The following is a 26,538-nucleotide window of genomic DNA, read 5'->3' as shown; positions in this document are numbered from 1 at the left end:
ATTAAGGCGCGACCGAACGACCGGTACGACGATCCAGGCAGCGCAGGGTATTCGGTTCCCAGTAAGCATTCACGTTCGCGCTTTGCTGGCATTTATCACGCATATCAAAAGCGACATCATCTTTGTCCCACTCTTTTTCAACGCGTTTGTTAACTTTCTGGCGAAGGCTGCGGGTGTCATTCCATTGTTCTTTATCCATTGCGGCATTCTGACGGCTCTGCGCGCTGTCACCCGACTCAATGATCAGTTTGCTGGTGTTGGCGGAGGCGGGGGCCGTAAAGGCGAACGCCGTCAGGGAGAGCATGGCCGCCAGACAGAAGCGTTTGCGTAATGTACTCATTGCATGTTCCTTGTAGTGGGTTTACCCAGGGTCAATTCTACACCAATCTGAATAGGTGGCATACCCACGCGGCAGGCAGGGTAATGGTCGCGCCATTATCGCGTATCATGGTTAAACCTATTCTCACTCACTCGTCAAAATGATTAAAACAACCTTACTTTTCTTTGCGACCGCGCTGTGCGAAATCCTCGGCTGCTTCCTGCCGTACCTGTGGCTGAAACGTGGGGCATCGGTATTGCTGTTACTTCCGGCGGGGATCGCGCTGGCGCTGTTTGTCTGGCTACTGACGTTACATCCGGCGGCCAGCGGGCGCGTGTACGCCGCGTACGGCGGTGTTTATGTCTGCACGGCGCTTGTCTGGCTGCGGGTGGTCGATGGCGTGAAGCTCAGCGCCTACGACTGGGCTGGCGCGCTGATTGCACTGTGTGGGATGTTGATCATCGTGGCAGGCTGGGGGCGCGCATAAGCGCCTTTGTTTTGTGATCTGTGGAAGATTTTTTGATCACTATACTTGTATGGTAGTTGCGTAATTAAGTAAGTTCCTTGCATCACACTGAGCGATGTAAGGAACTGGATCATGAAAATTGTCGGGGCCGAAGTCTTTGTCACCTGCCCGGGTCGTAATTTTGTCACCCTTAAAATCACCACGGACGACGGGATCGTCGGCCTGGGTGATGCCACCTTAAATGGACGCGAGCTTTCTGTTGCCTCCTATCTGAAAGATCACCTTTGTCCGCAGCTGATTGGCCGCGATGCGCACCGCATCGAAGATATCTGGCAGTTCTTCTATAAAGGCGCCTACTGGCGGCGCGGGCCAGTCACCATGTCGGCGATTTCCGCTGTCGATATGGCCCTGTGGGATATCAAAGCCAAAGCCGCCGGTATGCCTCTGTATCAGCTGCTGGGCGGTGCATCGCGCGAAGGTGTCATGGTTTATTGCCACACTACCGGGCACACCATCGATGATGTGCTGGAAGATTACGCGCGTCACAAAGAGATGGGTTTCAAGGCGATCCGCGTGCAGTGCGGCGTTCCGGGCATGAAAACCACCTACGGCATGGCGAAAGGGAAAGGGCTGGCCTACGAACCGGCGACCAAGGGCGACTGGCCTGAAGAGCAGCTGTGGTCCACGGAAAAATACCTCGATTTCACCCCTAAACTGTTCGACGCCGTGCGTAACCAGTTCGGCTTTAACGAACATCTTCTGCATGACATGCATCACCGCCTGACCCCCATCGAGGCGGCCCGTTTTGGCAAGAGCATCGAACAATACCGCATGTTCTGGATGGAAGATCCGACGCCCGCCGAAAACCAGGAGTGCTTCCGCCTCATCCGCCAGCACACGGTCACACCGATTGCCGTCGGGGAGGTGTTCAACAGTATCTGGGACTGCAAACAGCTAATCGAAGAGCAGCTGATCGATTACATCCGCACCACCATTACCCACGCGGGCGGGATCACCGGGATGCGCCGGATTGCCGATTTCGCCTCGCTTTATCAGGTGCGCACCGGCTCGCACGGCCCGTCCGATCTGTCGCCGATTTGCCACGCCGCCGCGCTGCATTTCGACCTGTGGGTGCCGAACTTTGGCGTTCAGGAGTACATGGGCTATTCCGAGCAAATGTTGGAGGTCTTCCCGCACAGCTGGAGCTTCGATAACGGCTATATGCATCCGGGCGATAAGCCGGGTCTCGGCATTGAGTTTGATGAAAAACTGGCCGCGAAATATCCGTACGACCCGGCGTATCTGCCGGTCGCCCGCCTGGAAGATGGCACCTTGTGGAACTGGTAAATTGAGATCGGGAGTCCGTATGACAACTGAAACTATCAATACAGAAAGTTTAACCAAGCCTGCGCGGATTAAAAAAATCCAGACCCTCACTCTGGTGCTGTTATTCCTGGCAGGGATTGTCAATTTTCTGGACCGCTCCTCACTGAGCGTGGCCGGTGAAGCCATTCGCGGTGACATGGGGCTGTCGGCAACAGAATTTGGCTTTTTGCTTTCCGCATTTTCACTTTCGTACGGACTGGCGCAACTGCCTTCCGGCATATTGCTCGATCGCTACGGGCCACGACTGGTGTTGGGCGCAGGCGTAATCTTCTGGTCATTGATGCAGGCCCTCACCGGCATGGTGAACTCCTTTAGCCATTTTATCCTGCTGCGCATTGGCTTAGGGATTGGCGAAGCGCCCTTTATGCCTGCCGGGGTGAAATCCATCACCGACTGGTATGTTCAAAAAGAGCGGGGGACCGCGCTGGGGATTTTTAACTCCTCAACGGTTCTGGGGCAGGCCATTGCGCCACCGATCCTGGTGACAATGCAAATCCTGTGGGGCTGGCGGGCCATGTTCGTGATCATTGGTCTGCTGGGGGTGATAGTCGGCGTTTGCTGGTACGCCTGGTATCGCAACCGCGCGCAGTTCGCTTTCCACCCGGAAGAACGCGAATACCTTTCCGCGCCGGTAAAACCGCGCCCAACGTTACGTTTTAGCGAATGGAGTGCGTTGTTCAAACGCCGCACCACCTGGGGAATGATTTTAGGGTTCTCTGGCGTGAACTACACCGGCTGGTTGTATATCGCCTGGCTGCCCGGCTATCTGCAGGCCCAGCAGGGCTTTAGCCTGGCAAAGACCGGCTGGGTTTCGGCGATCCCGTTCCTGGCGGCAGCCGTCGGGATGTGGGTCAACGGACTGGTGATCGATGCACTTGCCAAAAAAGGCTATGACCTCGCCAAAACGCGCAAAACGGCGATTGTGGTGGGATTGATCCTGTCGGCTTTAGGCACTCTGCTGGTGGTGCAATCGTCGTCCCCGGCGGAAGCCGTCACCTTTATTTCGTTAGCCCTGTTTTGCGTCCACTTTGCCGGAACCTCCGCGTGGGGCCTGGTACAGGTGATGGTCGCTGAAAGCAAAGTCGCCTCCGTTGCCGCCATCCAGAACTTCGGCAGCTTTGTTTTTGCCTCGTTCGCGCCGGTCGTGACCGGCTGGATCGTCGATAAAACGCATTCCTTTAATCTCGCCCTGGTTGTCGCGGCCTGCGTCACCTTTGTTGGGGCGATGTGTTATCTCTTTATTGTCAAACACAGGATTGATTAATTTCTTATTAACAACGCGTTATGTAAGAAAGGGATCGATCAGGAGCAACCATGAAAAGCATCGTTATTCAAAAACCGAATGAGCTGTTGATCGAAGAGCGTCCGTTGCCCGTTCCGGCACCGGGCGAAGTCCGCGTCAAAATCACCTTAGCCGGGATTTGCGGCTCCGACAGCCATATTTATCGCGGTCACAACCCGTTTGCGAAATACCCGCGTGTCATTGGCCACGAATTCTTTGGCGTGATTGACGCAGTCGGAGAGGGCGTGGAAAAAGCGCGTCTCGGGCAGCGCGTATCCGTGGACCCGGTGATCAGCTGCGGAGAGTGTTGGCCTTGCTCAGTCGGCAAACCGAATGTCTGCACGTCGCTGGTGGTTTTGGGTGTGCATCGTGACGGCGGGTTTAGCGAATATGCCGTGGTTCCGGCGAAAAATGCATGGACCATCCCGGATACGATTTCCGATCGCCACGCGGTAATGGTGGAGCCTTTCACCATTGCGGCCAACGTCACCGGTCACGCTCAGCCGACGGACAAGGACATTGCGCTGATTTACGGTGCCGGTCCGATGGGACTCGTGACCGTTCAGGCGCTCAAAGGCGTCTATAACGTGAAACAGGTGATCGTCGTCGATCGCATCGATGAACGGCTTGAAATGGCTAAACGCAGCGGCGCGGACTGGGTGTTCAACAACGCGGAACAGTCTCTGCAGGCGGCGCTGGATGAGAAGGGGATAAAACCGACGTTAATCATCGATGCCGCCTGCCATCCGACGATATTGCAGGAGGCGGTTACCCTCGCGTCACCGGGCGGTCGCATCGTGCTGATGGGCTTCTCCAGCGACCCGAGCCAGGTAACTCAGCAGGGTATTACCGGCAAAGAGCTGTCGATATTCTCATCTCGCCTGAATGCCAACAAATTCCCGGTGGTCATCGACTGGCTGGAAAAGGGGCTGATCGACCCGGAAAAACTGATTACCCACACTTTTGACTATCACCACGTGACAGACGCCATCGAACTGTTTGAGAAAGACCAGCGGCAGTGCTGCAAAGTCTTGCTGACGTTCGGCCAATAACAACACACGCGGTTAAGTGGTACGCATCTTACCTACATTCAGAGATAGCCATTATGACTCAGACACAACCTCAAAGAACGACGTCGGATCTGGTGAAAGCGGCGGTGTCCGGCTGGCTTGGCACCGCGCTGGAATTCATGGATTTCCAGCTCTATTCGCTGGGTGCGGCGCTGGTCTTTCATGAAATATTCTTCCCGGAGCAGTCCGCTGCGATGGCGTTGATTCTGGCGATGGGGACCTACGGCGCGGGCTATATTGCGCGCATCGTCGGGGCGTTTATCTTCGGCAAAATGGGCGACCGGATCGGGCGTAAAAAGGTGCTGTTTATCACCATCACCATGATGGGGATCTGTACCACGCTGATTGGCGTTCTGCCAACCTACGCGCAGATCGGGATTTTTGCACCGGTTCTGCTGGTGACGCTGCGTATTATCCAGGGGCTGGGTGCCGGGGCGGAAATTTCGGGTGCGGGGACAATGCTTGCGGAATACGCGCCGAAAGGGAAACGCGGGATTATCTCATCGCTAGTCGCAATGGGGACCAACTGCGGGACCTTAAGCGCCACGGCGATATGGGCGGTAATGTTCTTTGCCCTTGACCGTGAAGAGCTGGTCGCCTGGGGCTGGCGCGTACCTTTCCTCGCCAGCGTCGTGGTGATGATCTTCGCCATCTGGCTGCGAATGAACCTCAAAGAAAGCCCGGTGTTTGAGAAGGTCAACGATGAGAGCAGCCCAGTGGTGACGGCAGAAGAGACCTCTCTGGGGGCGATGTTTAAAAGCAAATCCTTTTGGCTGGCAACCGGCCTGCGCTTTGGTCAGGCGGGAAACTCCGGTCTGATTCAGACGTTCCTCGCGGGCTATCTGGTGCAGACGCTGCTGTTCAATAAAAGCATTCCGACCGACGCGCTGATGATCAGCTCCATTCTCGGGTTTATCACGATCCCGCTGCTGGGCTGGCTCTCCGATAAGGTCGGGCGTCGTCTGCCGTACATTCTGCTCAATATTTCCGCCATTATTCTGGCGTACCCGATGCTGTCGATTATCGTCGATAAAAGCTACAACCCAGGGGTGATCATGCTGTCGATCATCATCATCCATAACTTTGCAGTGCTGGGGTTGTTTGCGCTGGAAAACATCACCATGGCGGAGATGTTTGGCTCGTGTAACCGTTTCACGCGGATGGCGATTTCAAAAGAGGCCGGTGGTCTGGTGGCGGTCGGTTTTGGCCCGGTGCTGGCGGGGATTTTCTGCAACATGACCGGCTCATGGTGGCCGATTGTGGCGATGATGGTGGTCTACTCCCTGATTGGGCTGGTGTCTGCTTTCCTGATGCCGGAAGTGCGCGACCGCGATCTGAGCCTCGCGGAAGATGCCGCCGAAAAATCGGGTTCGGCAGTGCCTCTCGGGCATACGGTGAATCAGTAACCTGATGGGGCGGGAGCGTGATCCCGCCTTTTCTTCTCTTCTTGTATGGTAGTTGATGAAAATCAAAGATGTCATACCAATTGCGTGAGATGGTCTACCTCCTCAGATTCGACGACCTCTCACCTAAATGAGCCTCCTCATGAATAATAAATTGTTGAATGCCAAAGCGACACTTCCTGCTTATGACCGTAACATACTGGTACCACGTATCGTGCACCTGGGTTTCGGTGCGTTTCACCGCGCCCATCAGGCCGTTTACACCGATATCCTGGCGGCTGAGCACCATAGCGACTGGGGCTACACCGAAGTCAATCTGATTGGCGGCGAACAGCAGATTGCCGATCTCAAAGCCCAGGATAATCTCTACACCGTGGCGGAAATGTCCGCCGATGCCTGGACCGCTCGCGTCGTCGGCGTGGTGAAAAACGCCCTTCACGCGCAGGTAGATAGTCTGGAAACCGTGCTGGCCGCCATGTGCGAGCCGCAGGTGGCGATTGTTTCACTCACTATCACCGAAAAAGGCTACTGCCACGCGCCTGCGACCGGGCAACTGATGCTCGATCACCCGCTGATTGCCGCCGATCTGCAAAACCCGCAGCAGCCAAAATCCGCGCCGGGCGTGGTGGTCGAAGCGCTGGCACGCCGCAAAGCTGCGGGCTTACCGGCGTTCAGCGTGATGTCCTGCGACAATATGCCGGAAAACGGCCATGTGATGCGTAACGTCACCTGTGCGTATGCGCGTGCCGTTAACGCTGAGCTGGCAGACTGGATTGAAGCGAACGTGACGTTCCCGTCGACGATGGTCGATCGCATTGTTCCGGCCGTGACGGCAGAGACGCTGGATAAAATCGAGCAGATTACCGGCGTTCGCGATCCGGCTGGCGTGGCCTGTGAACCTTTCCGCCAATGGGTAATTGAAGACAACTTTGTCGCCGGGCGCCCTGAGTGGGAAAAAGCAGGCGCAGAGCTGGTGGCTGATGTGATTCCGTTCGAAGAGATGAAACTGCGTATGCTCAACGGCAGCCACTCTTTCCTTGCCTATCTCGGCTATCTGGCGGGCTACCAGCACATCAACGACTGTATGGAAGACGAGAACTATCGCCGTGCAGCCCATGCGCTGATGCTCAACGAACAGGCACCAACTCTGAAGGTCAAAGGGGTCGACCTGGCGCGCTACGCTGACCTGCTGATTGCGCGCTACAGTAACCCGGCGCTACGTCACCGCACCTGGCAAATCGCGATGGACGGCAGTCAGAAGTTACCGCAGCGTATGCTCGATTCCGTGCGCTGGCATCTGGCGCATCAGCAGAGCTTCCCGCTGCTGGCGCTGGGCGTGGCAGGCTGGATGCGTTATGTCGGTGGTGTGGATGAAAGTGGAGACACGATTGAAGTCTGCGATCCCTTGCTGACAACGATTCAGGCTGCGGTGAAGGGCAGTGTCGAAGGCGAAAGCCGCGTGAAGGCGCTGCTGGGAATTGAGGCGATTTTCGGCAATGAACTGCCGCTGGAAGCACGTTTTGTGGATGCGGTAATGCACGCATATAAAATGTTGCTGGAGCAGGGCGCTAAAGCAACCGTGGCGCAGACTGTCTCTCAGAAATAATCTCGACTCATGCCGCCGCGTGCGGCGGCATGTCATTGCACCTGTTAGTGCATTCCCAGACGAATCAGTTCAATCGGTTCGAACTTGCCTTCACAACCTTCCACTTCTACCGTTTTATTGCGGCGTACCTGGGTCGCATCCAGCCCCTCGGCGTGAATTGCGCGGATTACCCCAATATGGCCAGTGCCGTTAATCATTACACGGCTACCAGTGGTAATAGCGTTGCGGTTGCGGTCGTAAGTCATCATGGTTATTTCTCCTCTTCTCAACACATCACGGCGATATACAGTTCCAGCCGCTGACGGGAGAATATAAATACGCCTCTTGCGGCAACATTTTTTTGTTTTTGATCAAGGTCACACTTTTTTGTCTGCATTTTATCCGCATAGCCCCGCTCAGACGTAAATTGACAAAACGGACAATTGTTTTCGTTTATTGATAGTTCCCTCAGTGAATGGTTTATCCTTCGTTTCAAATAGGCATGTCACTCTGAAGACAGATAAGTAATTATTTTTATTTGAATAAGGAAGGGCTTATGTACAAGAAAATATTGATGCCTGTGGACGTATTTGAAATGAATCTGAGCGATAAAGCGGTACGCCACGCCGAGTTCCTGGCGAAGGCGGATAACGCCACCATCACGCTGCTGAACATCCTGCCCATCAGCAGCCGCTCGTTGCTGCGCGGCTTTAACTCTGACATCAAAAAATTTGAGGCTTATATGGTCAGCGAGTCAGAGAAAAAGATGAATGAATTAAAACGTTTGTTTGATATCGCGCCGGAGAATATTCACACCGAAGTACGTTTTGGCAATGTTCGCGATGAGATCATCAGTATGAGCAATAAAGATGATTATGAGGTGATTGTTATCGGCTCTAAGACGCCCGGTTTATCCAGCCATCTGCTTGGCTCGAACGCGGAATCTGTTATTCGCTACGCCAAAATACCGGTATTAGTGGTACGCTAAATCCTGAACCGCATCCCGGAATTTACGCGGGATGCGGTTATCATTAATCTTCCGTAAACCAGTCGCTGTTTTCCTGGCGAATAAGCTGAACCGACTCGCCAATTTCCTGCAAATGCACGGTCATCGCTTTGACGATGGCGTCACCGTCGCGTTTTTCCAGCGCGGCAAAAATATCGTGATGCTGACGCAGCAGCATTTCCGGCGGGGAGACGTGATCGAGACTCATATAGCGCACGCGGTCCATCGTCGCTTTAATATTTTCAATGGTATCCCACGCCAGCTGACAGTCGGCAATTTGCGCCAGCTTCTGGTGAAACTCATCGTCAAGCTGGAAAAAATCATTGATCTGTGTGCGTTCAATTGCAATGCGCTGCTGGTGGAGGTTTTGTTCCAGAAGATAGCACTGATGCTCGTCGACCAGCGACGCCGCCCGACGCACAACCGCGCACTCTATCGCCTGACGGACGAAACAGCCGTTGCGCACCTGCGAGAGGGAGATCTTATTGACGTAGCTGCCGCGCTGCGGGCGAATCTGAATCAACCCGTTTTCCGCAAGCTTAATAAAAGCTTCGCGAACCGGCTGGCGGGACACGTCAAAGCGTACCGATACCTCTTTTTCAGAGAGCGGAGTGCCAGGCGGAATCAGGCAATGGACGATATCACGTCGCAAAATGCGGTAGATTTGCTGATTAACAGGTTGGGTAGGATTAAGTTGCGATTCGGCGGCCATTGGATGTGGTTTCTCAGAGAGTTAACGCTTCAATACTACCATTCTTTTGCCGCGCATCCCATACCCGACCCGCAGGCCGGGCAGGGAAGTATCAGCCGCGATGCACGCTTAAACCTGCAAAACTCTGGCTAACAGGCATCATTTCGACGGTATTGATGTTGACGTGTTTTGGCAACGTCGCGACCCACCAGACGGTTTCGGTCACATCTTCCGGCGTCAGGGCTTCGGTGTTCTCATAGGTTTTGCCGGCTTTCGCATCATCACCTTTGAAACGCACGTTGGAAAATTCCGTGCCGCCCACCAGACCTGGCTCGATATCCGTCACGCGGATAGCCGTACCGTGCAGGTCGGTGCGCAGGTTCAGGCTGAACTGACGTACAAAGGCTTTGGTTGCGCCGTACACGTTTCCGCCCGCGTAAGGCCAGCTCCCGGCGGTAGAGCCGATATTGATCACATGCCCACGGTTGCGCTCGACCATGCCAGGCAGCACCGCGCGGGTCATGTACACCAGACCTTTATTGTTGGTGTCGATCATGTTTTCCCAGTCTTCTACGCTGGCTTTGTGCGCAGGCTCCAGACCCAGCGCCAGACCGGCGTTGTTCACCAGAATATCAATGGCACGCCATTCGGCAGGCAGGTTCGCAAGCATCTCTTCAATGGCGGCGCGATTACGCACGTCCAGCTGCGCCGTCAGAATGCTATCGCCAAGCTCGTCTTTCAGCTCCTGTAAACGCTCCTGACGACGGCCTGTTGCAATCACTTTATGCCCGTTGGCGACGAAGCGACGCGTGATGCTTTCACCAAAACCCGCCGTTGCCCCGGTAACTAATACGATCATCTCACTGTTCCTCAACGCTTTTTGTGTTGTACAACCATAGCACGGCATCTGGCACACCGTTAAGGCAACTTTTGTATCGCTAAATGATCGACTTTTCCGTCAACAAAGGTCACGTCATCAGTAAATATCAGCGATACATTTATATCGCCTGGAATTCAAAACCGGGTCTTACTGGGTTTCTTAATGATCCCGGAAACAGAATATCTTGCAGCAATCAGTCTGCTGTTAATGGGGATTGCAGCTCACTGCTGCCTGTCCTACTCTGGGAGGATAATTATGTGCCCAGGAGTCAACGATGTCGGTTTCCAATCCATTTTTTGAAGTCAGCGTATTGCCTTACCAGGCACCTCGATTCGACGTAATCGAAGACAGCCACTACCGCCCGGCATTTGATGAGGCGATGCGCCAGAAGCGCGCAGATATTGATGCCATCATTGCTAACACCGCCGCACCCGATTTCACCAACACCATTCTGGCGCTGGAAAAAAGCGGCGCGATGCTTTCCCGCGTCAGCAGCGTCTTTTTCGCGATGACCTCGGCGCATACCAATGATTTTTTACAGGAACTGGACGAAGCCTTTTCCACCGAACTGGCCGGACTGGCTAATGATATCTGGCTGAATAACACGCTATTTTCACGCGTCGCGGCGGTGCGGGAAGGGGCCGCGTCGCTGGATGCCGAGTCCCGTCGCCTGGTGGAAGAGACGTATCAGCACTTTATTTTGGCCGGTGCGCAGCTAACCGACGAGCAAAAAGCCGAGTTAAAAGCGCTGAATACCGAGGCCGCGTCCCTCACCAGCCAATTTAATCAGCATCTTCTGGCGGCGGATAAAGCCGGTGGGCTGGTGGTGGATGATGTTCACCTGCTTGAGGGGCTGAGTGGCGAGGAGATCGCGACGGCCGCGCGTGCCGCTGCGGAGAAAGGGCTGGCTCACTGCTGGCTGATTCCGTTGCTCAACACCACCCAACAACCGGCGCTTGCGGCGCTACACGACCGTAAGACGCGGGAAAAACTGTTCAGTGCGGGCTGGACGCGCACGCAAAAAGGCGATGAAAACGACACCCGTGAGATTGTGCTGCGCCTGGCACAACTGCGCGCACGCCGCGCGCAACTGCTGGGGTTCGAGAGTTATGCCAGCTGGAGCATTGCCAATCAGATGGCGAAAACGCCTGACGCAGCGCTGAAGTTTATGCGCGGGATCGTCCCAGCCGCGAGAGCGCGCGCCGAGCGTGAGCAGGCAGACATCCAGAAAGTGATCGATGGCGAGCAGGGGGATTTTAGCGTGCAGGCCTGGGACTGGGCCTATTACGCGGAGCGCGTGCGCCTTGAAAAATACGCCCTCGATGAATCGCAGATTAAACCCTATTTCGCTCTTGATAATGCCCTGCGCGATGGCGTGTTCTGGGCGGCCAGCCAGCTGTTTGGCATCCGTTTTGTCGAACGTTTCGATATTCCTGTCTATCACCCGGACGTCCGCGTGTGGGAGATCTTCGACCATACCGGCGAAGGGATGGCACTGTTTTACGGCGATTTCTTCGCACGTGATTCCAAAGGCGGCGGGGCGTGGATGGGCAATTTCGTTGAGCAATCCCATGAATTCTCCGCACGCCCGGTGATTTACAACGTCTGTAATTACCAGAAACCGGCCGCTGGCCAGGTGGCGCTGCTCTCCTGGGATGATGTGATCACGTTGTTCCACGAGTTCGGTCACACGCTGCACGGTCTGTTTGCCGATCAGCGCTTTGCCACACTATCCGGCACCAACACGCCGCGCGATTTTGTGGAATTCCCTTCACAAATTAACGAACACTGGGCCAGCCATCCGCAGGTGTTTGCGAACTATGCCCGTCACTATCAGACCGGCGAGCCGATGCCGGACGCCTTGCGCGAGAAAATGCTCAGCGCGACGCAGTTCAACAAAGGCTACGACATGACCGAGCTGCTGAGCGCGGCGCTGCTGGACATGAACTGGCACGGCATCGGGGCGCAGGAAACGGTCTGCGATGTTGAGGCGTTTGAAACCGCCGCGCTGAAAAAAGAGGGGCTGGATCTGCCCGCCGTGCCGCCGCGCTATCGCAGCAGCTATTTTGCCCATATTTTTGGCGGCGGTTATGCGGCAGGATATTACGCCTATCTTTGGACACAAATGCTGGCAGACGACGGCTATCAGTGGTTTGTCGAGGAGGGCGGATTAACGCGTGAAAACGGGCAGAAATTCCGTGAAGCGATTTTGTCGCGCGGAAACAGCACTGATTTAGCTGAACTTTATCGCCAGTGGCGTGGGCACGATCCGAAGATTGAAGCGATGCTCCTGAATCGTGGATTGAGTGAATAAGGTTTTCGCATGACGACTTTTCATCAACTTAATGCCACCAGCCTGCAAGGCCAGTTCATCTCAATGGCCAACTATGCGGGTAAGCTGGTTCTGGTGGTAAACACTGCCAGCCATTGTGGCTTCACGCCACAGTACGCCGGCCTGGAAATGCTCTACAAAAAGTACGCGGATCAGGGGCTGGTGGTGCTTGGTTTTCCCTGCAACCAGTTTGGTAAGCAGGAGCCTGGCGGCGCTGAAGAAATTACCCAGACCTGCCGCATCAACTACGGGGTGAGTTTCCCGATGTTCGAGAAAGTGGAAGTCAACGGCGACGCGGCGCACCCGGTTTTTCGTTACCTAAAAGAAGCCTTGCCCGGCGTGCTGGGTGGGCGAATCAAGTGGAACTTCACGAAGTTCCTGATCGGGCGCGACGGCAAGCCGCTCAAGCGTTTTGCGCCCATCTCCACTCCGGAGAAAATGGAGGCCGCCATCGTTGCGGCACTTAAAATCTAAGTATCAGGGAAAGTCGAAAACATAAATGCCCTTACGGGCATTTATGTTTTACAGGCAATAATTCTGATATGACTGATTAAACAGCCAGTCTGTTACTCCAGCGCATTAATGGAAAAACAGCGCAATCAGAATAATGATGGGAATAGGAACGCCTAAGAAGAACAGTAATAATGAGCGCATTGTAGACCTCTCGCTTAATTAAAGATTATAAATCACGTTGACGGCCACCGAAGGTCGCACACAGGCTGGCGACAAAGGCACCGGCCAGCAGAGAAATAAATGTCCACAGCATGAGATAGCTCGTGGTTTTGCGCGCGGTATCAGCAGCTTGCTGCGCTTTCTCCTTCGCTTCTTTTAATTTAGCCTGGGCTTTGTCATAGGTGCTCTGTACCCGCTGCTCAGCCTCTTGCTGAGTGATACCCGTGTTTTGCGCAATCAGCTGGGCGACATACTGACGATCTTCCTGAGGTAAAGCGCCGGTGGTTATGCTATTGGCAAATATGCCGGTCACTTCACCTAGCTGTGCTGGAGAAACGTGTTGCTGAGAGGGCGCTGCAGGAGCAGGCGCTGCGGCAGGAGAGGCGGGATCGGCTGCACCGTTTGCTGGTGTGCCAGGATTATTCGCCCTGAACAGAGAGTTAACAAAATAGTTCATTGACGAACCCTCTACAGCCGAGGATCCGTTCGCCATACTCGCTGCGCCAGTCGCCGTGGCCACCGCAGCACCTCCGGCAACGGTACCCACCACTTTAGCGCCCCCGCCAACGATGGCACTCATCGTGCTCGTTAACAGTGCTGCGGAGACCAGCGCTGCCACAGCCCAGGCTAAAAATCCGTGTGCAGTGTCGCGAAAGTAAACTTCATCGGTGTGGGTATCGACCCACTTCGAGCGCAGTCGTCCGGCTAAATAGCCGCCCATACCCGACGCAACAATTTGCGTGAACGTCAGCCAGGCGATGGCCGCGATCCCCACCGTACCCGCGTCAAGCCCACGGCTTTCCCATGGCGACACGGACGTAAGCCCCAGGCCTGCGCCCAATATAAGTAATATCAAAGAGAGAGATGCTGCGGCTGCGGCACCGGCAAAGATGGCGCCCCATGAGACGGCGCTACTGCTCGCGGCGGGCACGGGCAGGCGCGTATCAGGATACGTTGTGTTAACGGAGGCGTGTTCGTGAATGTGAGTCATAGCTGTTGTCCTTTGATTAATCTTTGCGTTCGGAACCAGGAACTGATTGAAAAAACAGGAAACATTATCACCTTCAACATTAAGGCTCTTGAGGAGCCTGGTAATGCCATAGATAAAAGGGAAAGCTGTAAAACCTTAAAAAACGAAAACTTAAAAATCAGACTGGGAATGCATTCCACGAACTAAGGATAGTAGATAATTTTGCCCCTTCCGGATTTTTAACGTTATAAATCCGTTAGCAATGTAGATGACGGATTTTATAGTGAGCCGTAAATTTACCGGGCGCGGCAGGGTGAATGACACAAGAACTACTCTGCGTTGGCACTCTCGTCTGAGCCAAATAGGAGTTCGCTTTGTGCCAGGAGCGGACTTTTTGCACTTCAGCCGCCTGGCGGGCGGCTCTCAGTCTTATCTCATTTCTCAGATTAAAAGTTCCAGTCCGCTGCTGTCGCGAGCGTCACAAACGGGCCAGCAAGGGTGGCGTTGTGATGGTTGATGATTTCATTAGCTGACAGGTAGCTGTTATCCATTGTCGTGTGCGCATCTGAAATCAGCACAGTCCTGAATCCCAACTCCGGCGCTGCACGGCAGGTAGTGTCCACACAGAATTCTGTTTTCATCCCAGCGATGACAAGTTGTTTTATTCCCCGCTTGCCGAGCTGAAGCTGCAGGCTCGTATCCCGGAAACAGCTGGGGTACTTTTTAATAAAAACGACATCTTGCTCAGCATTCACACTCATTTCGGGTATCAGCTGTGTGAAGGGACTTTGCTCAGAGAAGGGGGAATCGTCAGGACCGGTGTGACGGGCAAAAAAGACTGGCACTTGCGCTTGCCTGGCTTTTTGTAAAAGCAGGCAAATGTTTGACAAAACCGAGTCTGCGAGATGGGGTGACGAGGGGCCACGGAAAAGCCCCTGCTGCATATCGATAACTAAAAGTGCATTTTCAGATGAAATCATGGTGTATCTCCATTCAGTAAATCATGAACGGAGAGATTTTCTTCCCCGTCCGGTTTGGCGGGGAGTCAGAATCTGTTTTGTCAGGAGCCAGTCACAGATGCGCACACGCCGCCGAAGGTTTCGGTGGTGGTAACGGTTGTCGCTGGCTGAGCTGGCTTAATCATTTTCCGGCATTCTCTTATGAGTTGAGAATCAGTAAACACAACAAATCTTAAAAACGGCTCTTCATGTTTTAGCACCGGGAATTGAAGATTTCAAAGGATATGTTTCCTGATTGATGACGTTCGCGGCTGGCATATTCCGACAAAAATTTAGCTTCCGCTCCTCGCTCAGCGCGGATCACCCTAAGGGCAGACATTAGAGAAGGGGTCAAGAGAAGATGAATCGGTGAATCTTTTGCGCCCTTCAGGATCGTTAGAGGTGTGATTACCGGTAACTGCGTAGTGCCGCTGGGAATACCTCGGTTAGCCAGTCAATAAACACGCGTAACCGGTGCGTCATGTGCCTGTTCTGGGGATAGACGACATAAAAAGGATAACTCGCGGGGCGCCATTTTTGTAGGATCTCAACCAGTGTGCCGTTGTTCAGTTCATCTTTCGCCGCATAGCAAAAGGTCTGGATGATTCCCATTCCCGCCAAGGCCGCAGCCAAATGCGCATTACTTTCGTTAACCCCGATGTGATGCTGCGTCTTCATCTCCCGCTCTTCACCTTCTACGATAAAGCGAAAAGGAAAGGCTCTGCCCGTCAGCGGAGACAAATAGCTCACCAGCTTATGTCCATTTCTTAATTCTTCCGGATAAGCAGGTACACCAGCGGCTTTCAGGTATCCCGGCGTAGCGCAGGTCACCATCGGGGCATCACCAATGTGGCGGGCGATCAACGAGGAGTCATTGAGCGCGCCACCGCGAATTACACAATCGACATTTCCGCTAATAAGATCCACCGGCCTGTCGGAAACGCCTAAATCGATTTTGATTTCCGGATAGCGCTGCAAAAAATCCGGTAACGCCGGGATCAGGACTTCACGTGCGGTAGAGCCGCCGACATCAATACGCAGATACCCTTTAGGTCTGCTTTGCAAGGCGCTAAACGACGTGTCTATCTCCTCAATTTCAATGAGTACCCGCGAGGCTTTTTCATAATAGTCCTGACCCTCTGGTGTTGCGACGACGCGCCGGGTCGTTCGATGTAAAAGACGCACGCCGAGATGGGCCTCCAGTGATTTAACCAGCTTACTTAATGTGGCATTCGGCAGATTCAGTGAATCCGCTGCCCGCGTAAAACTGCCCGTTTCCACCACCCGCGTAAACGCACGCATAGCCATTAACTGATCCACGTTCTGTTTCTCCGTGAGGGAGTTGATTATTCACCTGTAGAAAGAGTGTTTTCTACTTTTGCTAATTTATCAATAATTTCTCTGCAGCTAGAGTGAGTTCACAGGCTGAATGACGGCCCATTCGAACCCACAACCGAGGATATGAATAATGAGTAAACCACTTTCAGACAAAATTGCCCTGGTCACGGGCGGCAGCACAGGAATCGGTCTTGCCAGTGCTCAGGAACTGGCGGCGCAGGGGGCAAAAGTCTACATCACCGGACGTCGTCAGCAGGAACTGGATGCGGCCATAGCGTTGATCGGCCCGTCGGCTAAGGGGATTCGGGCCGATATCTCCCGTCTTAGCGATCTGGATAATGTTTACGCACAAATTGCAGAAGAGTCGGGGCGTCTGGACATTCTGTTTGCTAACGCCGGTGGCGGAGATATGCTGGCGCTGGGTGAAATAACGGAAGAACATTATGACCGGATTTTCGGGACCAATGTTCGTGGAGTACTATTCACCGTCCAGAAAGCACTGCCACTGCTTGGTGCCGGTTCATCCATTATCCTCACCGCTTCCACCGTTTCGGTAAAAGGGACGGCTAACTTTAGCGTGTATAGCGCCAGTAAAGCCGCAGTGAGAAACTTTGCTCGCTCATGGGCGCTGGACTTGCAGGGGCGGGGTATTCGGGTGAATGTCGTGAGTCCGGGACCGGTCAAAACGCCTGGATTAGAGGGGCTGGTTGCTGAAGAGCAGCGTCAGGGCCTCTTTGATGCGCTGGCGGCGCAGGTTCCGTTGGGCCGGATTGGTGAGCCAGCGGAAGTCGGCAAAGCCGTTGCGTTTCTGGCATCTGATGCCGCCAGTTTTATCAATGCTGTAGAGCTGTTTGTTGACGGCGGTATGGCGCAGATTTAAATCTGATATCACACCGTCAAATCCTCCTAGGCGACGGTTTTTCAATGGACGGCGGGTGTCACGCAGTTTTAACGCCACAGTGTGACAGCGCACAATGCGGTTCCAGCCATTCCTGCTAGGTTTTGTCATCTCGCAAAACATAGCGACCGTTTGCAAATCACATCACTATCGTCGGCAAAATTTGCATAACTCCCTTCTTATGACGAGGTTCGGTCAAAACGGCTGCTGTGTGCCAGGAGCAGACATCTGAGAGACACCCATCAAACTTTAACTGTGCGTATACCATTCTTGATTGCTTAGGCCTTTCAGTATCAGTCTTGGCATTATTTCTTATGTATATTAAATAGATATGATTGATTTTTATCTGTGTAAGGGATAAAAATCGCTGATGCCATATGAAACATTTTAATAATGACAGTATCTAATGCACTTCGTAATGACCTTTATTTAGGGATGATATATAACGTGCTTCGAAAATAATTAACATTTTTATAACGTTATTAAGGTCAGGCAAATGAAGCAAGTTGGCATTGTAGGTTGGCGAGGAATGGTAGGGTCTGTTTTGCTCCAGCGCATGGTCGAAGAGAACGACTTTGACGATATTTCTGCGCATTTTTACAGCACGTCCAGTGCGGGTACCACCGGTCCGGTCATTGGTGACGTGAGCTATATACTCAAAGATGCTAATTCCATTAGTGCCCTGGCCGAAATGGACATCATCATAACCTGCCAGGGTGGGGACTATACTAAAGTGGTTTATCCTGCATTGATTGCCCATGGCTGGGAGGGCTACTGGATTGATGCGGCCTCAGCGCTGCGGATGGATGAAAGAGCCTGCATTATTCTCGATCCCGTGAATCGCCCCCATATCGATCGTGCCGTCAATGAGGGAATTAAGCTGTTTATTGGTGGCAACTGTTCGATCACTCTGAGTCTGATGGGGCTAGCCGGGCTGATAAAAGCAGATCTCATTGAATGGATGAGCGTGATGACCTATCAGTCCGCATCGGGTGCCGGTGCTCAGTATGTACGGGAATTGATCACGCAAAGCGCGTATATCAGCAGCCATTTGTCCGCCGATGAACTGGCATCTTCAGGTTCAGTACTTCCGTTAGTCAATAAAGTCAGTGAATTGATTAAAAGCGCTGACATGCCGATTCAGAACTTCGGTGCGCCTTTAATGGGTAGCATCATTCCATGGATTGATAGTGATTTAGGCGATGGCAACAGCCGTGAAGAATGGAAAGGTGAGGCAGAAACGAACAAAATCCTGGGCCTTGCTCCCGGTACGATCCCGGTAAATGGTTTGTGCATACGGGTCGGTGTGATCCGCTGCCACAGTGCTGCAATCACGCTGAAGCTCAAGCGTGAAGTCAGCGAAACAGAATTTGCGGAGTTAGTGGCGCATTCCCATCCCTGGGTTAATTATGTGCCCAATAATAAGGTGGAGAGTGTCAATAAATTGACTCCTGCCTCTATCAGCGGTTCGCTTAAAGTAGGAATTGGCCGTTATAAGAAAATGTCGCTAAACAATGACCCTATCTATTCGGTTTTAACGGTAGGCGATCAGCTATTGTGGGGCGCGGCCGAACCTTTGAGACGCATGTTGAATATTCTGCTCGGTAGAGTTTGATTCATTTTATTCAGACCAAAGCACCTGCTCGGTAGGTGCTTTGGTTTTGTGGCGACACATCCGATTCTACGTCGCCGCAGATGTGATGGACATAAATGGCTCACTTCATCGTCCGCTCTTCGCTCGTAGCGGACCTTCAGTGCCACCGCCTTCGTCTGCTGTGTGCCAGGAGCGGACATTGTGTGCGTATGAAAAAAGGGTATTGCCTGTGGCAATACCCTCCGTATCGGGAAAAATAAATCAGCTTTGACAGAACCGGAGCCGATTTCCAAAAGGATCGTAAACTTCCAGAACATCTCCCCAGTCTTGCTTCACGATTTCCGGGCGACCATAGCCATATTTTTTTCCGTGAAGCTGGTCTCTGAACAACTCAATATTCTGCACAGGTATAAATATCGTTGCTCCCGGACTGGCGTCACCGTGGTGTTCAGAAAGGTGCAACTGCAAACCCTCGCGTTCAATGCCCAGATACAAAGGTAAGCCGGGCTCGAACCGATGTTCAAATTCAACACAGAATGAAAGAAAATCGAGATAGAACTCTCGCGCTTTGCGCTCATCGAACATTCGTAAAATGGGTATAGTCTTGATGAAATGTATTTGAGGCTGAGGAACCTGTGGGGTTAACGCAGCCGATGCAGTGTTCCAGTCCCTGTAGCCTAATTGGTGTGAAACAGTTTCGAGTGCGGCGGAATAAGAAATTTTATGATCACGCATTTCTAGAGAGTTTTTTAACTTCGCAGACATTTGCTTGGCTTGCTCTACTGATAACATAATTTCTCCTGTCGTCAGGAAACAATGGTGCCCGCATTACCAAATCCCGACCGTCAAGAGTGGTTAAATCATTGAGGTTAAGGACAAACATGCTTTCACCATTTCCATACAGGAAGCGAGCGGCAGGCAGCACGGGCCTAAAATGAGAATATACAGGCCAGGCAAATCGCACAAGTGTTCAGGTTTGAATAGGTACACCCTCAGCGAACTCGATTTTGCAGCTACCAGCGTCAAACACAATTAGCCCAGCGTCTGATTTTCGCTCACAGCGGACCTTCACTTCAGTTACCTGGTCCGCTTCGTGCCAGGAGCGGACCTTTCTAAGGTTCATAGAAAAAACAAGCGGAGTGTTCACCTGTTGATTTTACATCCTGGCTTTATTTATGGATTATGGAATTCTACATGTTCTGAAAAGGATTTATCCATGAGTGTCCTCTTTCCACCCAGGCTGGCTCCAGGAGATGTTATTGGTATAACAGCTCCATCTTCTGGCGTACCTGAACATCTGCATCCCAGATTGGAACTCGCCATAAAAAACCTAAAGAAAAGAGGTTACCAAGTCCGCGAAGGGAGCTGCTTACGCTCGCAGCACAAAAATAAAAGCGCCACTAAATTTTCTCGCGTTGAAGAATTAATGTCTTATCTTACTGACCCAGATATAAAAGCTGTTATGCCACCTTGGGGCGGTGATCTGGCGATGGAATTGCTTGATTTGATTGATTTTGATCTTTTATCCCGGTCTAAACCAAAATGGTTTGTGGGCTTTTCAGATCTTAGTACACTTCAATTCCCACTGACTACGATTTCGGGCTGGGCTACTTTGCATGGGCCAAACCTGATGGATCTTGGCGCTCAAAAGTTAGATGCCACCACTCAGGCTGTATGGGAAATTCTGGAATCGAATCGGGGAACTGTAATCAAACAGTACTCTTCAAAAGCATTTCAAACTGATGAAAATCAATGGGGAACAGCGTCAGACGAAGGTTTCAATCTGACCCAAAAAACACAGTGGAAACGCCTTGATAGTTTTACATCTTCTCTCACATTTAGCGGGAAACTGATCGGCGGCTGCCTCGAAATAATATCCAGGTTAGCAGGTACGCCATTCGGGAATGTACCCTTGTTCAAGGCGAACAATAGCCCTCAAGGAATAATCCTCTATTTTGAAAATGTGGAAATGGCTCCCTGTGAATTAACACGCGCATTATTTAGCTTACGATTACAGGGTTGGTTTGATAACTTAAATGGTGTTCTTATAGGCAGAAGTGCTGCACCCGACGTAAGCGACCCGACTAAACATAATTATCTGGATGCCCTTAAATCCGCTTTTGAGAATGTTGCCGTGCCCGTACTTTATGATGTTGATATTGGTCACATGCCTCCTCAAATATCCCTAGTAAATGGAGCCGATGCGACGGTATTTTTCGCTGAAAATGGTAGCTGGGTAACTCAGCAATTGTAGATAAGGCAGTATTAATAACAAAGGCGGCCCTTGCTGTTCTTTTGCACTTAAGGTCCGCTTCTCGCTCACAGCGGACCTCGCGCTGCTTCAGCGGTCCGCATCTTCAGGCAGAACGAATGCTTAGAATAACAAAGATAAATATTGAGAAACTGCCCAAAACGTCCTTTTTTATTCAGCGGTATCGGGCATGATTTTTCTCCACCAGTCAGGTTTCATATCCTGAAAAGAGTGGGAGTAGGGCGAAAAAATGACGGCTTCATTGTGGTCAAAAACACCGCTGAGTAAAGCCGTCACCGGCGCGTCATCAATCGCACCTACTGAACTGCCACACCTGGCGCAGAATGCTCTGGATGAGGTTTTAGATGAGCGATATAAAGAAGGTGTGCCTCCTTCACCCGTCCATTCAACATTCGCCGAGTGGAATTCAAGCCATACTGCGGTCTGACAACCTGAATGCTTCTGGCAAATATCACAGGAGCAGGAATGAGTGGAAACTGGGTTAATCGCTGTGAATCTGATAAACCCGCACAAACATCCGCCAGACAGTTTCAAATCCATATCAGTCGATACCTTATCAACGCTCAGAGAATGACAAAGATAGCATCGTCTGTTTTTTGCTCAAAGCATCTCCAGAACCTTACACATTATCCCCACCGTACCCGGTGCAGGTCATCAATACGCAGTTACGTAACCAGCTCACCCAAACCAGTAGTTAACAGTGAATTCCATTGACGAGTGAAGGCGATAGGCTTATCACTATTATGCTATCTATCAAAAGGTTAGGCCTGAGAGGTTAAAAGTGATTACGTTCCGCGCAATGACGGAAGATGAATATCCCGCTTATCTTGAATATTTTGTTCAGGATTATGCCAATGAAATCGAATCAAACTATCGCGTATCGCAACCGGATTCTCTGGCAAGAGCGAAACAGGAATTATCGGCATTGCTTCCCGAGGGTGTAAATACCGCAGGCCAGGTGCTGTTGTGTATTATCGCGCAGTCGGCCCATGTCGGTTATCTCTGGTACAAACCCGACCGGGCCATGCGTACGGCTTTTATCTATGATTTCCATATTCTCACTCCCTGCCAGGGGATGGGATTGGGTAAACAGTCTCTGGCTGCTTTCGAAGCGTATTTACGGATTGAGGGTATTAAAGAGATCAAATTGCGTGTGGCAGGGGACAATGCTCGCGCTCAGCATATTTATGAAGCCAGCGGATTTGGGGTGACGGGTATCAATATGAGTAAATCTATTACTGACTGAGAGACTAAGAAGAACCTGATTCGCACATCTATTTGGCGGTGTTTATGCTGCGGGATTTATAGAGGCCGGGTACGCGTCAACGCCACCCGGCCTGGAACATCAGGCCACTTCGTTCGGACAGTCTTCGCCGTTTTCCAGCTGTTTCAGGTTACCCAGCGTGGTTTCTGAAATGCTGATCAGCGCTTCGGCGGTCAGGAACGCCTGGTGGCCGGTAAACAGCACGTTGTGGCAGGCGGAGAGACGGCGGAACACGTCGTCCTGGATGACATCGTTAGACTTGTCTTCGAAGAACAGATCGCGTTCGTTCTCATAAACGTCCATCCCCAGCGCGCCAATTTTCTGCGTTTTGAGGGCTTCAATCGCCGCCTGAGAGTCGATCAGACCGCCACGGCTGGTGTTGATAATCATCACCCCGTCTTTCATCTGGTCAAACGCGCTCTGATTGAGCAGGTGATAGTTCTCAGGGGTCAGCGGACAGTGCAGGGAGATCACGTCCGACTGAGAGAGCAGTGTCGGCAGATCGACATACTCCACGCCCAGCTCCAGCGCGGCAGCACTTGGATACGGATCGAACGCCAGCAGACGCATCCCGAAACCTTTCAGAATACGCAGCGTCGCTACGCCGATTTTACCGGTGCCGATGACGCCTGCGGTTTTACCGTACATGGTAAAGCCCGTCAGACCTTCGAGAGAGAAGTTGGCATCACGGGTGCGCTGATAAGCACGATGAATACGTCGGTTCAGAGACATCATCATACCGATGGCATGTTCAGCCACAGCTTCCGGGGAGTAGGCCGGCACGCGCACCACTTTTAACCCCAGCTCTTTCGCCGCATCCAGATCGACGTTGTTAAAGCCCGCGCAGCGCAGCGCGATAAACTTCACGCCGTGCTTTTTCAGTTCTTCCAGCACCGGACGGCTGCCATCGTCGTTGACGAAAATACACACCGCTTCGCATCCGTTCGCCGTTTTGGCGGTTTTTTCAGTCAGCAGAAAGTCAAAAAATTCGAGTTCGAATCCGTAAGTCTCGTTAACATGTTGCAGATACTTTTTATCGTACTGTTTTGTGCTATATACCGCGAGTTTCATAAGACTTTCTCCAGTGATTTTACCATCACGTTAGCATGATTAAAATAATCTTACAATTTATAAAATATTATTGAATTCAATAAGTTCTATGAATAATTCTAGAGCAACTATCCTTAAAAATGGCGTTGACTTCAACTGACTGGCTAAACATGCCACAATGACGGGCACTGTCGGCTTATTTTTTCGCTAAATCAGGATATTAACTGCCCATGAGGGGTAAATACAAAGCCGCAATTGCGCTATTGCTGTTGTTCATTCTTCTGCCGCTGACGCTGCTGATGACGCTCGCCCAGTGGGTGCCAACCCTTGCCGGGATCTGGCTCCCTGTCGGGACGCGCATTGCTTTCGAGAAAAGCCCGCGTCTGACCCGCAATCAAATTATTATCCCCGATCTTCGCTATCTGGTAGAGGACTGCGAAATCGCTCGCGTGGAAAACGCCACGCTGTCGCACCCCAGCCGCTGGAAACTGGATATCGGCGCACTCGATCTCAATACCGCCTGCCTGAGCAAACTGCCGCAGGCGGAACAGGCTAACACCGCGCCCAAAACCCTTGCCGAATGGCAGTCGATGCTGCCGAACACCTGGCTGACGATAGATCGCTTAACGCTCTCTCCGTGGCAGCAGTGGCAGGGCAAACTCGACATCTCTTTAACCCCCTCCGTTCAGGACGTGACCTACCAGGGCGAACAGGTCAAGGTGCGCGGCAAACTTCGCGGGCAAAACCTGACCATCAGCGAGTTTGAAGTCCATCTGCCGGATTACCCGCAGCCGATCAGGCTGGCGGGGGAATTTACCCTGCCGCTGGTGCCGGACGGCGTGCCGGTGAAAGGCCATGCGGAGGCCACTCTGACGGTGCCGCCACTGTCATCACCGGTAGACGCTGATCTCGACTGGGAAGAGAACCGTGGTCAGCTGGTGCTGACCGCCCGCGATAACCCCGATCCACTGCTGGATTTGCCGTGGCAGCTCACTGCTGAACAGCTAATAGTCAGCGACGGACGCTGGCACTGGGATCTCGAGGGGCTGCCCCTGAGCGGGCGCGTGGGCGTGAAAGTTGACAACTGGCAGCAGGGGCTGGAAAACGCCACCTTTAGCGGTCGTCTGAACGTGCTGACTCAGGGCGATGCCGGGAAAGGTAACGCCGTGCTGAGCCTCGGACCGGGCAAACTGAGCATGGAAAACAGCGCCATGCCGCTGCAGGTGACGGGCGAAGCCAAGCAGGGCGACCTGATTCTGTACGCGATTCTGCCAGCCCAACTGACGGGCAGCCTCGCCGATCCGCAGCTCGTCTTTGAGCCGGGCGCGCTGCTGCGTTCGCGCGGTCGGCTTATCGACTCGCTCAATATCGACGAAATTCGCTGGCCGCTGGCGGGCGTTAAACTCTCGCAAAAAGGGGTGGATGGCCGTCTGCAGGCGATTCTGAAAGCCCATGAAAACGACATGGGCGATTTCGTGCTGCATCTCGACGGACAGGCCAATGACTTCCTGCCGGACAGCGGCCTGTGGCAGTGGCGCTACTGGGGCGATGGGCACTTCACGCCGATGAATGCCCGCTGGGATGTGGCCGGGAAGGGCGAGTGGCGCGACAGTGCCATCGAACTGACGGCGCTCTCTACCGGTTTCGATAAACTGCAGTACGGCACCATGCTGGTGAGTAAGCCGCGTCTGGTGCTGGATCAGCCGGTGCGCTGGCTGCGTGGCGAAAACAATCCGCATTTTAGCGGCGCGCTCTCCCTGGATGCGGAGCAGACATCGTTCTCCGGCGGCAGCGTGTTACCGCCGTCGACCCTCAAGTTCAGCGTCGATGGCACCGATCCGACGTTCTTCCAGTTTAAAGGCGATCTGCACGCCGGGGCGATTGGCCCGGTCCAGCTGAACGGTCGCTGGGACGGGGAGCGTCTGCGCGGTCAGGCCTGGTGGCCAAAACAGTCCCTGACGGTCTTCCAGCCGCTGGTGCCGCCCGACTGGAAAATGAATCTGCGCGACGGCGAGCTGTACGCTCAGGTGGCGTTTTCGGCGGCCGCCGGGCAAGGATTCGAAGCGGGTGGTCATGGCGTGGTGAAAAGCGGCAGCGTCTGGATGCCCGACAACCAGATCAACGGTGTCGATTTTGTACTGCCGTTCCGCTTCAGCGAAGGCACCTGGTCTCTGGGCACGCGCGGCCCGGTCACGCTGCGCATCGCCGAAGTGATAAACCAGGTCACCGCACGCAATATTACCGCCGATTTGCAGGGCGATTACCCGTGGAGTGAATCTCACCCGCTGCTGCTGACCAACGTCAGCACCGACGTGCTGGGCGGAAAAATCACCCTGCAGCAGCTGCGGATGCCGCAGCACGATCCGGCGCTGCTACGGGTGCAGAATATCTCCTCAAGCGAACTTATCAGTGCCGTCAATCCGAAACAGTTTACCCTGTCCGGCCCGGTGAGCGGGGCGCTGCCTTTTTGGCTGGAAAACGAGAAATGGATCATCAAAGACGGCTGGCTGACTAACCCCGGCCCGATGACGCTGCGTCTGGATAAAGACACGGCAGACGCCATCGTCAAAGACAACATGGCGGCGGGCGTGGCGATTAACTGGCTTCGCTATATGGAAATTTCTCGCTCGTGGACGAAAATCAATGTAGATAATCTGGGTGTGTTGACCATGCAGGCGGCGATCAGCGGCACCAGCCGCGTCGACGGTAAAAGCAACACCGTGAACCTCAATTACACTCACGAAGAGAATCTTTTTACCCTGTGGCGCAGCCTGCGCTATGGGGATAATTTACAGGCATGGCTTGAGCAACACGCGGCGTTACCGGATGCCCGCTGTCAGGCAGGCAAGGAATGTGAGGAACAACAATGAAAAAGCTGACAGGCGCGCTCGGCGTGGTCATGGTCGCAATGCTATCAGGCTGTACGCCCCGAATCGAAGTGGCGGCACCGAAAGAGCCGATCACCATCAATATGAACGTCAAAATCGAACATGAAATCCACATCAAAGTGGATAAAGACGTCGAAACCCTGCTGAAATCGCGCAGCGATCTGTTCTGAGGAT

The 26,538-nt window shown here is 53.0% G+C and carries 25 protein-coding genes; 15 read left to right on the top strand and 10 right to left on the bottom strand.

Annotation, left to right across the window (positions count from 1 at the left end; translation table 11 throughout):
- Position 1: 1 nt before the first annotated feature.
- Positions 2-340, bottom strand: a complete 339-nt coding sequence (locus F153LOC_RS03130) for a DUF1283 family protein (protein WP_100780274.1) — start codon at positions 338-340, stop codon at positions 2-4.
- A gap of 139 nt (positions 341-479) precedes the next feature.
- Here F153LOC_RS03130 and F153LOC_RS03125 point away from each other — a divergent pair, with 139 nt between their 5' ends.
- The 6 genes from F153LOC_RS03125 to F153LOC_RS03100 all read left to right on the top strand — a co-directional run bounded on the left by F153LOC_RS03125 (position 480) and on the right by F153LOC_RS03100 (position 7,532).
- Entirely contained in the window at positions 480-806 is a 327-nt protein-coding gene (locus tag F153LOC_RS03125; protein ID WP_100780273.1) for a YnfA family protein, read from the top strand.
- Positions 807-917: 111 nt separating this feature from the next.
- The gene (rspA, locus tag F153LOC_RS03120) at positions 918-2,132 is read left to right on the top strand and encodes a starvation-sensing protein RspA (protein ID WP_102103644.1); all 1,215 of its coding nucleotides are present in this window, start codon (positions 918-920) and stop codon (positions 2,130-2,132) included.
- Positions 2,133-2,151: 19 nt separating this feature from the next.
- The gene (locus F153LOC_RS03115) at positions 2,152-3,435 is read left to right on the top strand and encodes an MFS transporter (protein ID WP_102103645.1); all 1,284 of its coding nucleotides are present in this window, start codon (positions 2,152-2,154) and stop codon (positions 3,433-3,435) included.
- 50 nt (positions 3,436-3,485) lie between these two features.
- Positions 3,486-4,505, top strand: a complete 1,020-nt coding sequence (locus F153LOC_RS03110; protein ID WP_100780270.1) for a Zn-dependent oxidoreductase — start codon at positions 3,486-3,488, stop codon at positions 4,503-4,505.
- A 53-nt stretch (positions 4,506-4,558) separates the two neighbouring features.
- Positions 4,559-5,929 (top strand): MFS transporter, encoded by a 1,371-nt coding sequence (locus tag F153LOC_RS03105; protein ID WP_102103646.1) that lies wholly within the window; start codon positions 4,559-4,561, stop codon positions 5,927-5,929.
- A gap of 139 nt (positions 5,930-6,068) precedes the next feature.
- On the top strand, positions 6,069-7,532 hold the full coding sequence (locus tag F153LOC_RS03100) for a mannitol dehydrogenase family protein (protein ID WP_102103647.1): 1,464 nt from the start codon (positions 6,069-6,071) through the stop codon (positions 7,530-7,532).
- A gap of 44 nt (positions 7,533-7,576) precedes the next feature.
- Here the strand turns inward: F153LOC_RS03100 and ydfZ are convergent, their stop codons facing one another.
- On the bottom strand, positions 7,577-7,780 hold the full coding sequence (ydfZ, locus tag F153LOC_RS03095) for a putative selenium delivery protein YdfZ (RefSeq protein ID WP_100780267.1): 204 nt from the start codon (positions 7,778-7,780) through the stop codon (positions 7,577-7,579).
- A 287-nt stretch (positions 7,781-8,067) separates the two neighbouring features.
- On the opposite strand from ydfZ, the gene F153LOC_RS03090 reads away from it, so the two are divergent.
- Positions 8,068-8,499, top strand: coding sequence for a universal stress protein (locus F153LOC_RS03090; protein WP_100780266.1), 432 nt, complete (start codon positions 8,068-8,070; stop codon positions 8,497-8,499).
- Between the two features lie 43 nt (positions 8,500-8,542).
- Here F153LOC_RS03090 and F153LOC_RS03085 read toward each other — a convergent pair whose 3' ends face one another.
- The gene (locus F153LOC_RS03085; RefSeq protein WP_100780265.1) at positions 8,543-9,229 is read right to left on the bottom strand and encodes a GntR family transcriptional regulator; all 687 of its coding nucleotides are present in this window, start codon (positions 9,227-9,229) and stop codon (positions 8,543-8,545) included.
- A gap of 91 nt (positions 9,230-9,320) precedes the next feature.
- Positions 9,321-10,067 (bottom strand): bifunctional NADP-dependent 3-hydroxy acid dehydrogenase/3-hydroxypropionate dehydrogenase YdfG, encoded by a 747-nt coding sequence (ydfG, locus tag F153LOC_RS03080; RefSeq protein WP_102103648.1) that lies wholly within the window; start codon positions 10,065-10,067, stop codon positions 9,321-9,323.
- 295 nt (positions 10,068-10,362) lie between these two features.
- Between ydfG and dcp the strand changes: the two genes are divergently transcribed.
- Both dcp and F153LOC_RS03070 read left to right on the top strand, forming a co-directional pair.
- A complete protein-coding gene (dcp, locus tag F153LOC_RS03075; protein WP_102103649.1) occupies positions 10,363-12,402 on the top strand; it encodes a peptidyl-dipeptidase Dcp in 2,040 nt (679 codons plus the stop codon).
- Between the two features lie 9 nt (positions 12,403-12,411).
- On the top strand, positions 12,412-12,894 hold the full coding sequence (locus F153LOC_RS03070) for a glutathione peroxidase (protein ID WP_102103650.1): 483 nt from the start codon (positions 12,412-12,414) through the stop codon (positions 12,892-12,894).
- A gap of 205 nt (positions 12,895-13,099) precedes the next feature.
- Here F153LOC_RS03070 and F153LOC_RS03065 read toward each other — a convergent pair whose 3' ends face one another.
- The 3 genes from F153LOC_RS03065 to F153LOC_RS03055 form a co-directional block, all read right to left on the bottom strand.
- Positions 13,100-14,083, bottom strand: a complete 984-nt coding sequence (locus tag F153LOC_RS03065) for a hypothetical protein (RefSeq protein WP_102103651.1) — start codon at positions 14,081-14,083, stop codon at positions 13,100-13,102.
- A 425-nt stretch (positions 14,084-14,508) separates the two neighbouring features.
- Positions 14,509-15,042, bottom strand: coding sequence for a cysteine hydrolase family protein (locus tag F153LOC_RS03060; RefSeq protein WP_102103652.1), 534 nt, complete (start codon positions 15,040-15,042; stop codon positions 14,509-14,511).
- 426 nt (positions 15,043-15,468) lie between these two features.
- A complete protein-coding gene (locus F153LOC_RS03055; protein ID WP_102103653.1) occupies positions 15,469-16,380 on the bottom strand; it encodes a LysR family transcriptional regulator in 912 nt (303 codons plus the stop codon).
- Between the two features lie 148 nt (positions 16,381-16,528).
- Here F153LOC_RS03055 and F153LOC_RS03050 point away from each other — a divergent pair, with 148 nt between their 5' ends.
- Positions 16,529-17,278 (top strand): SDR family NAD(P)-dependent oxidoreductase, encoded by a 750-nt coding sequence (locus F153LOC_RS03050; RefSeq protein ID WP_102103654.1) that lies wholly within the window; start codon positions 16,529-16,531, stop codon positions 17,276-17,278.
- Positions 17,279-17,792: 514 nt separating this feature from the next.
- On the top strand, positions 17,793-18,911 hold the full coding sequence (gene asd, locus F153LOC_RS03045) for an aspartate-semialdehyde dehydrogenase (RefSeq protein ID WP_102103655.1): 1,119 nt from the start codon (positions 17,793-17,795) through the stop codon (positions 18,909-18,911).
- Positions 18,912-19,151: 240 nt separating this feature from the next.
- Here the strand turns inward: asd and F153LOC_RS03040 are convergent, their stop codons facing one another.
- Positions 19,152-19,682, bottom strand: coding sequence for a glyoxalase superfamily protein (locus F153LOC_RS03040; RefSeq protein WP_102103656.1), 531 nt, complete (start codon positions 19,680-19,682; stop codon positions 19,152-19,154).
- A 424-nt stretch (positions 19,683-20,106) separates the two neighbouring features.
- On the opposite strand from F153LOC_RS03040, the gene F153LOC_RS03035 reads away from it, so the two are divergent.
- The gene (locus tag F153LOC_RS03035) at positions 20,107-21,144 is read left to right on the top strand and encodes a S66 peptidase family protein (protein ID WP_102103657.1); all 1,038 of its coding nucleotides are present in this window, start codon (positions 20,107-20,109) and stop codon (positions 21,142-21,144) included.
- A gap of 168 nt (positions 21,145-21,312) precedes the next feature.
- Here F153LOC_RS03035 and F153LOC_RS03030 read toward each other — a convergent pair whose 3' ends face one another.
- Positions 21,313-21,702, bottom strand: coding sequence for a GFA family protein (locus F153LOC_RS03030; protein WP_102103658.1), 390 nt, complete (start codon positions 21,700-21,702; stop codon positions 21,313-21,315).
- A gap of 241 nt (positions 21,703-21,943) precedes the next feature.
- Here F153LOC_RS03030 and F153LOC_RS03025 point away from each other — a divergent pair, with 241 nt between their 5' ends.
- Complete coding sequence (locus tag F153LOC_RS03025) at positions 21,944-22,408, top strand: N-acetyltransferase (RefSeq protein ID WP_102103659.1); 465 nt, start codon at positions 21,944-21,946, stop codon at positions 22,406-22,408.
- Positions 22,409-22,507: 99 nt separating this feature from the next.
- Here F153LOC_RS03025 and F153LOC_RS03020 read toward each other — a convergent pair whose 3' ends face one another.
- Positions 22,508-23,497, bottom strand: a complete 990-nt coding sequence (locus F153LOC_RS03020; RefSeq protein ID WP_100780247.1) for a 2-hydroxyacid dehydrogenase — start codon at positions 23,495-23,497, stop codon at positions 22,508-22,510.
- 209 nt (positions 23,498-23,706) lie between these two features.
- Here F153LOC_RS03020 and F153LOC_RS03015 point away from each other — a divergent pair, with 209 nt between their 5' ends.
- The gene (locus F153LOC_RS03015) at positions 23,707-26,346 is read left to right on the top strand and encodes a YdbH family protein (protein WP_102103660.1); all 2,640 of its coding nucleotides are present in this window, start codon (positions 23,707-23,709) and stop codon (positions 26,344-26,346) included.
- Positions 26,343-26,534, top strand: a complete 192-nt coding sequence (locus F153LOC_RS03010) for a YnbE family lipoprotein (protein WP_100780245.1) — start codon at positions 26,343-26,345, stop codon at positions 26,532-26,534. The genes F153LOC_RS03015 and F153LOC_RS03010 overlap by 4 nt, the downstream gene beginning before the upstream one ends.
- Positions 26,535-26,538: the final 4 nt, after the last annotated feature.

The sequence above is a fragment of the Lelliottia sp. F153 genome (genome assembly GCF_002870005.1).
In the GTDB taxonomy this organism is placed as follows: domain Bacteria; phylum Pseudomonadota; class Gammaproteobacteria; order Enterobacterales; family Enterobacteriaceae; genus Enterobacter; species Enterobacter nimipressuralis.
Note: the sequence above shows the minus strand (reverse complement) of the source record. Positions and strands in the feature narration are given on the sequence as shown.

Coding starts and splice junctions, on each gene's coding strand:
- F153LOC_RS03130 (WP_100780274.1), bottom strand. CDS start 340: ATGAGTACATTACGCAAACGCTTCTGTCTGGCGGCCATGCTCTCCCTG.
- F153LOC_RS03125 (WP_100780273.1), top strand. CDS start 480: ATGATTAAAACAACCTTACTTTTCTTTGCGACCGCGCTGTGCGAAATC.
- rspA (WP_102103644.1), top strand. CDS start 918: ATGAAAATTGTCGGGGCCGAAGTCTTTGTCACCTGCCCGGGTCGTAAT.
- F153LOC_RS03115 (WP_102103645.1), top strand. CDS start 2,152: ATGACAACTGAAACTATCAATACAGAAAGTTTAACCAAGCCTGCGCGG.
- F153LOC_RS03110 (WP_100780270.1), top strand. CDS start 3,486: ATGAAAAGCATCGTTATTCAAAAACCGAATGAGCTGTTGATCGAAGAG.
- F153LOC_RS03105 (WP_102103646.1), top strand. CDS start 4,559: ATGACTCAGACACAACCTCAAAGAACGACGTCGGATCTGGTGAAAGCG.
- F153LOC_RS03100 (WP_102103647.1), top strand. CDS start 6,069: ATGAATAATAAATTGTTGAATGCCAAAGCGACACTTCCTGCTTATGAC.
- ydfZ (WP_100780267.1), bottom strand. CDS start 7,780: ATGATGACTTACGACCGCAACCGCAACGCTATTACCACTGGTAGCCGT.
- F153LOC_RS03090 (WP_100780266.1), top strand. CDS start 8,068: ATGTACAAGAAAATATTGATGCCTGTGGACGTATTTGAAATGAATCTG.
- F153LOC_RS03085 (WP_100780265.1), bottom strand. CDS start 9,229: ATGGCCGCCGAATCGCAACTTAATCCTACCCAACCTGTTAATCAGCAA.
- ydfG (WP_102103648.1), bottom strand. CDS start 10,067: ATGATCGTATTAGTTACCGGGGCAACGGCGGGTTTTGGTGAAAGCATC.
- dcp (WP_102103649.1), top strand. CDS start 10,363: ATGTCGGTTTCCAATCCATTTTTTGAAGTCAGCGTATTGCCTTACCAG.
- F153LOC_RS03070 (WP_102103650.1), top strand. CDS start 12,412: ATGACGACTTTTCATCAACTTAATGCCACCAGCCTGCAAGGCCAGTTC.
- F153LOC_RS03065 (WP_102103651.1), bottom strand. CDS start 14,083: ATGACTCACATTCACGAACACGCCTCCGTTAACACAACGTATCCTGAT.
- F153LOC_RS03060 (WP_102103652.1), bottom strand. CDS start 15,042: ATGATTTCATCTGAAAATGCACTTTTAGTTATCGATATGCAGCAGGGG.
- F153LOC_RS03050 (WP_102103654.1), top strand. CDS start 16,529: ATGAGTAAACCACTTTCAGACAAAATTGCCCTGGTCACGGGCGGCAGC.
- asd (WP_102103655.1), top strand. CDS start 17,793: ATGAAGCAAGTTGGCATTGTAGGTTGGCGAGGAATGGTAGGGTCTGTT.
- F153LOC_RS03040 (WP_102103656.1), bottom strand. CDS start 19,682: ATGTTATCAGTAGAGCAAGCCAAGCAAATGTCTGCGAAGTTAAAAAAC.
- F153LOC_RS03035 (WP_102103657.1), top strand. CDS start 20,107: ATGAGTGTCCTCTTTCCACCCAGGCTGGCTCCAGGAGATGTTATTGGT.
- F153LOC_RS03030 (WP_102103658.1), bottom strand. CDS start 21,702: ATGGATTTGAAACTGTCTGGCGGATGTTTGTGCGGGTTTATCAGATTC.
- F153LOC_RS03020 (WP_100780247.1), bottom strand. CDS start 23,497: ATGAAACTCGCGGTATATAGCACAAAACAGTACGATAAAAAGTATCTG.
- F153LOC_RS03015 (WP_102103660.1), top strand. CDS start 23,707: ATGAGGGGTAAATACAAAGCCGCAATTGCGCTATTGCTGTTGTTCATT.
- F153LOC_RS03010 (WP_100780245.1), top strand. CDS start 26,343: ATGAAAAAGCTGACAGGCGCGCTCGGCGTGGTCATGGTCGCAATGCTA.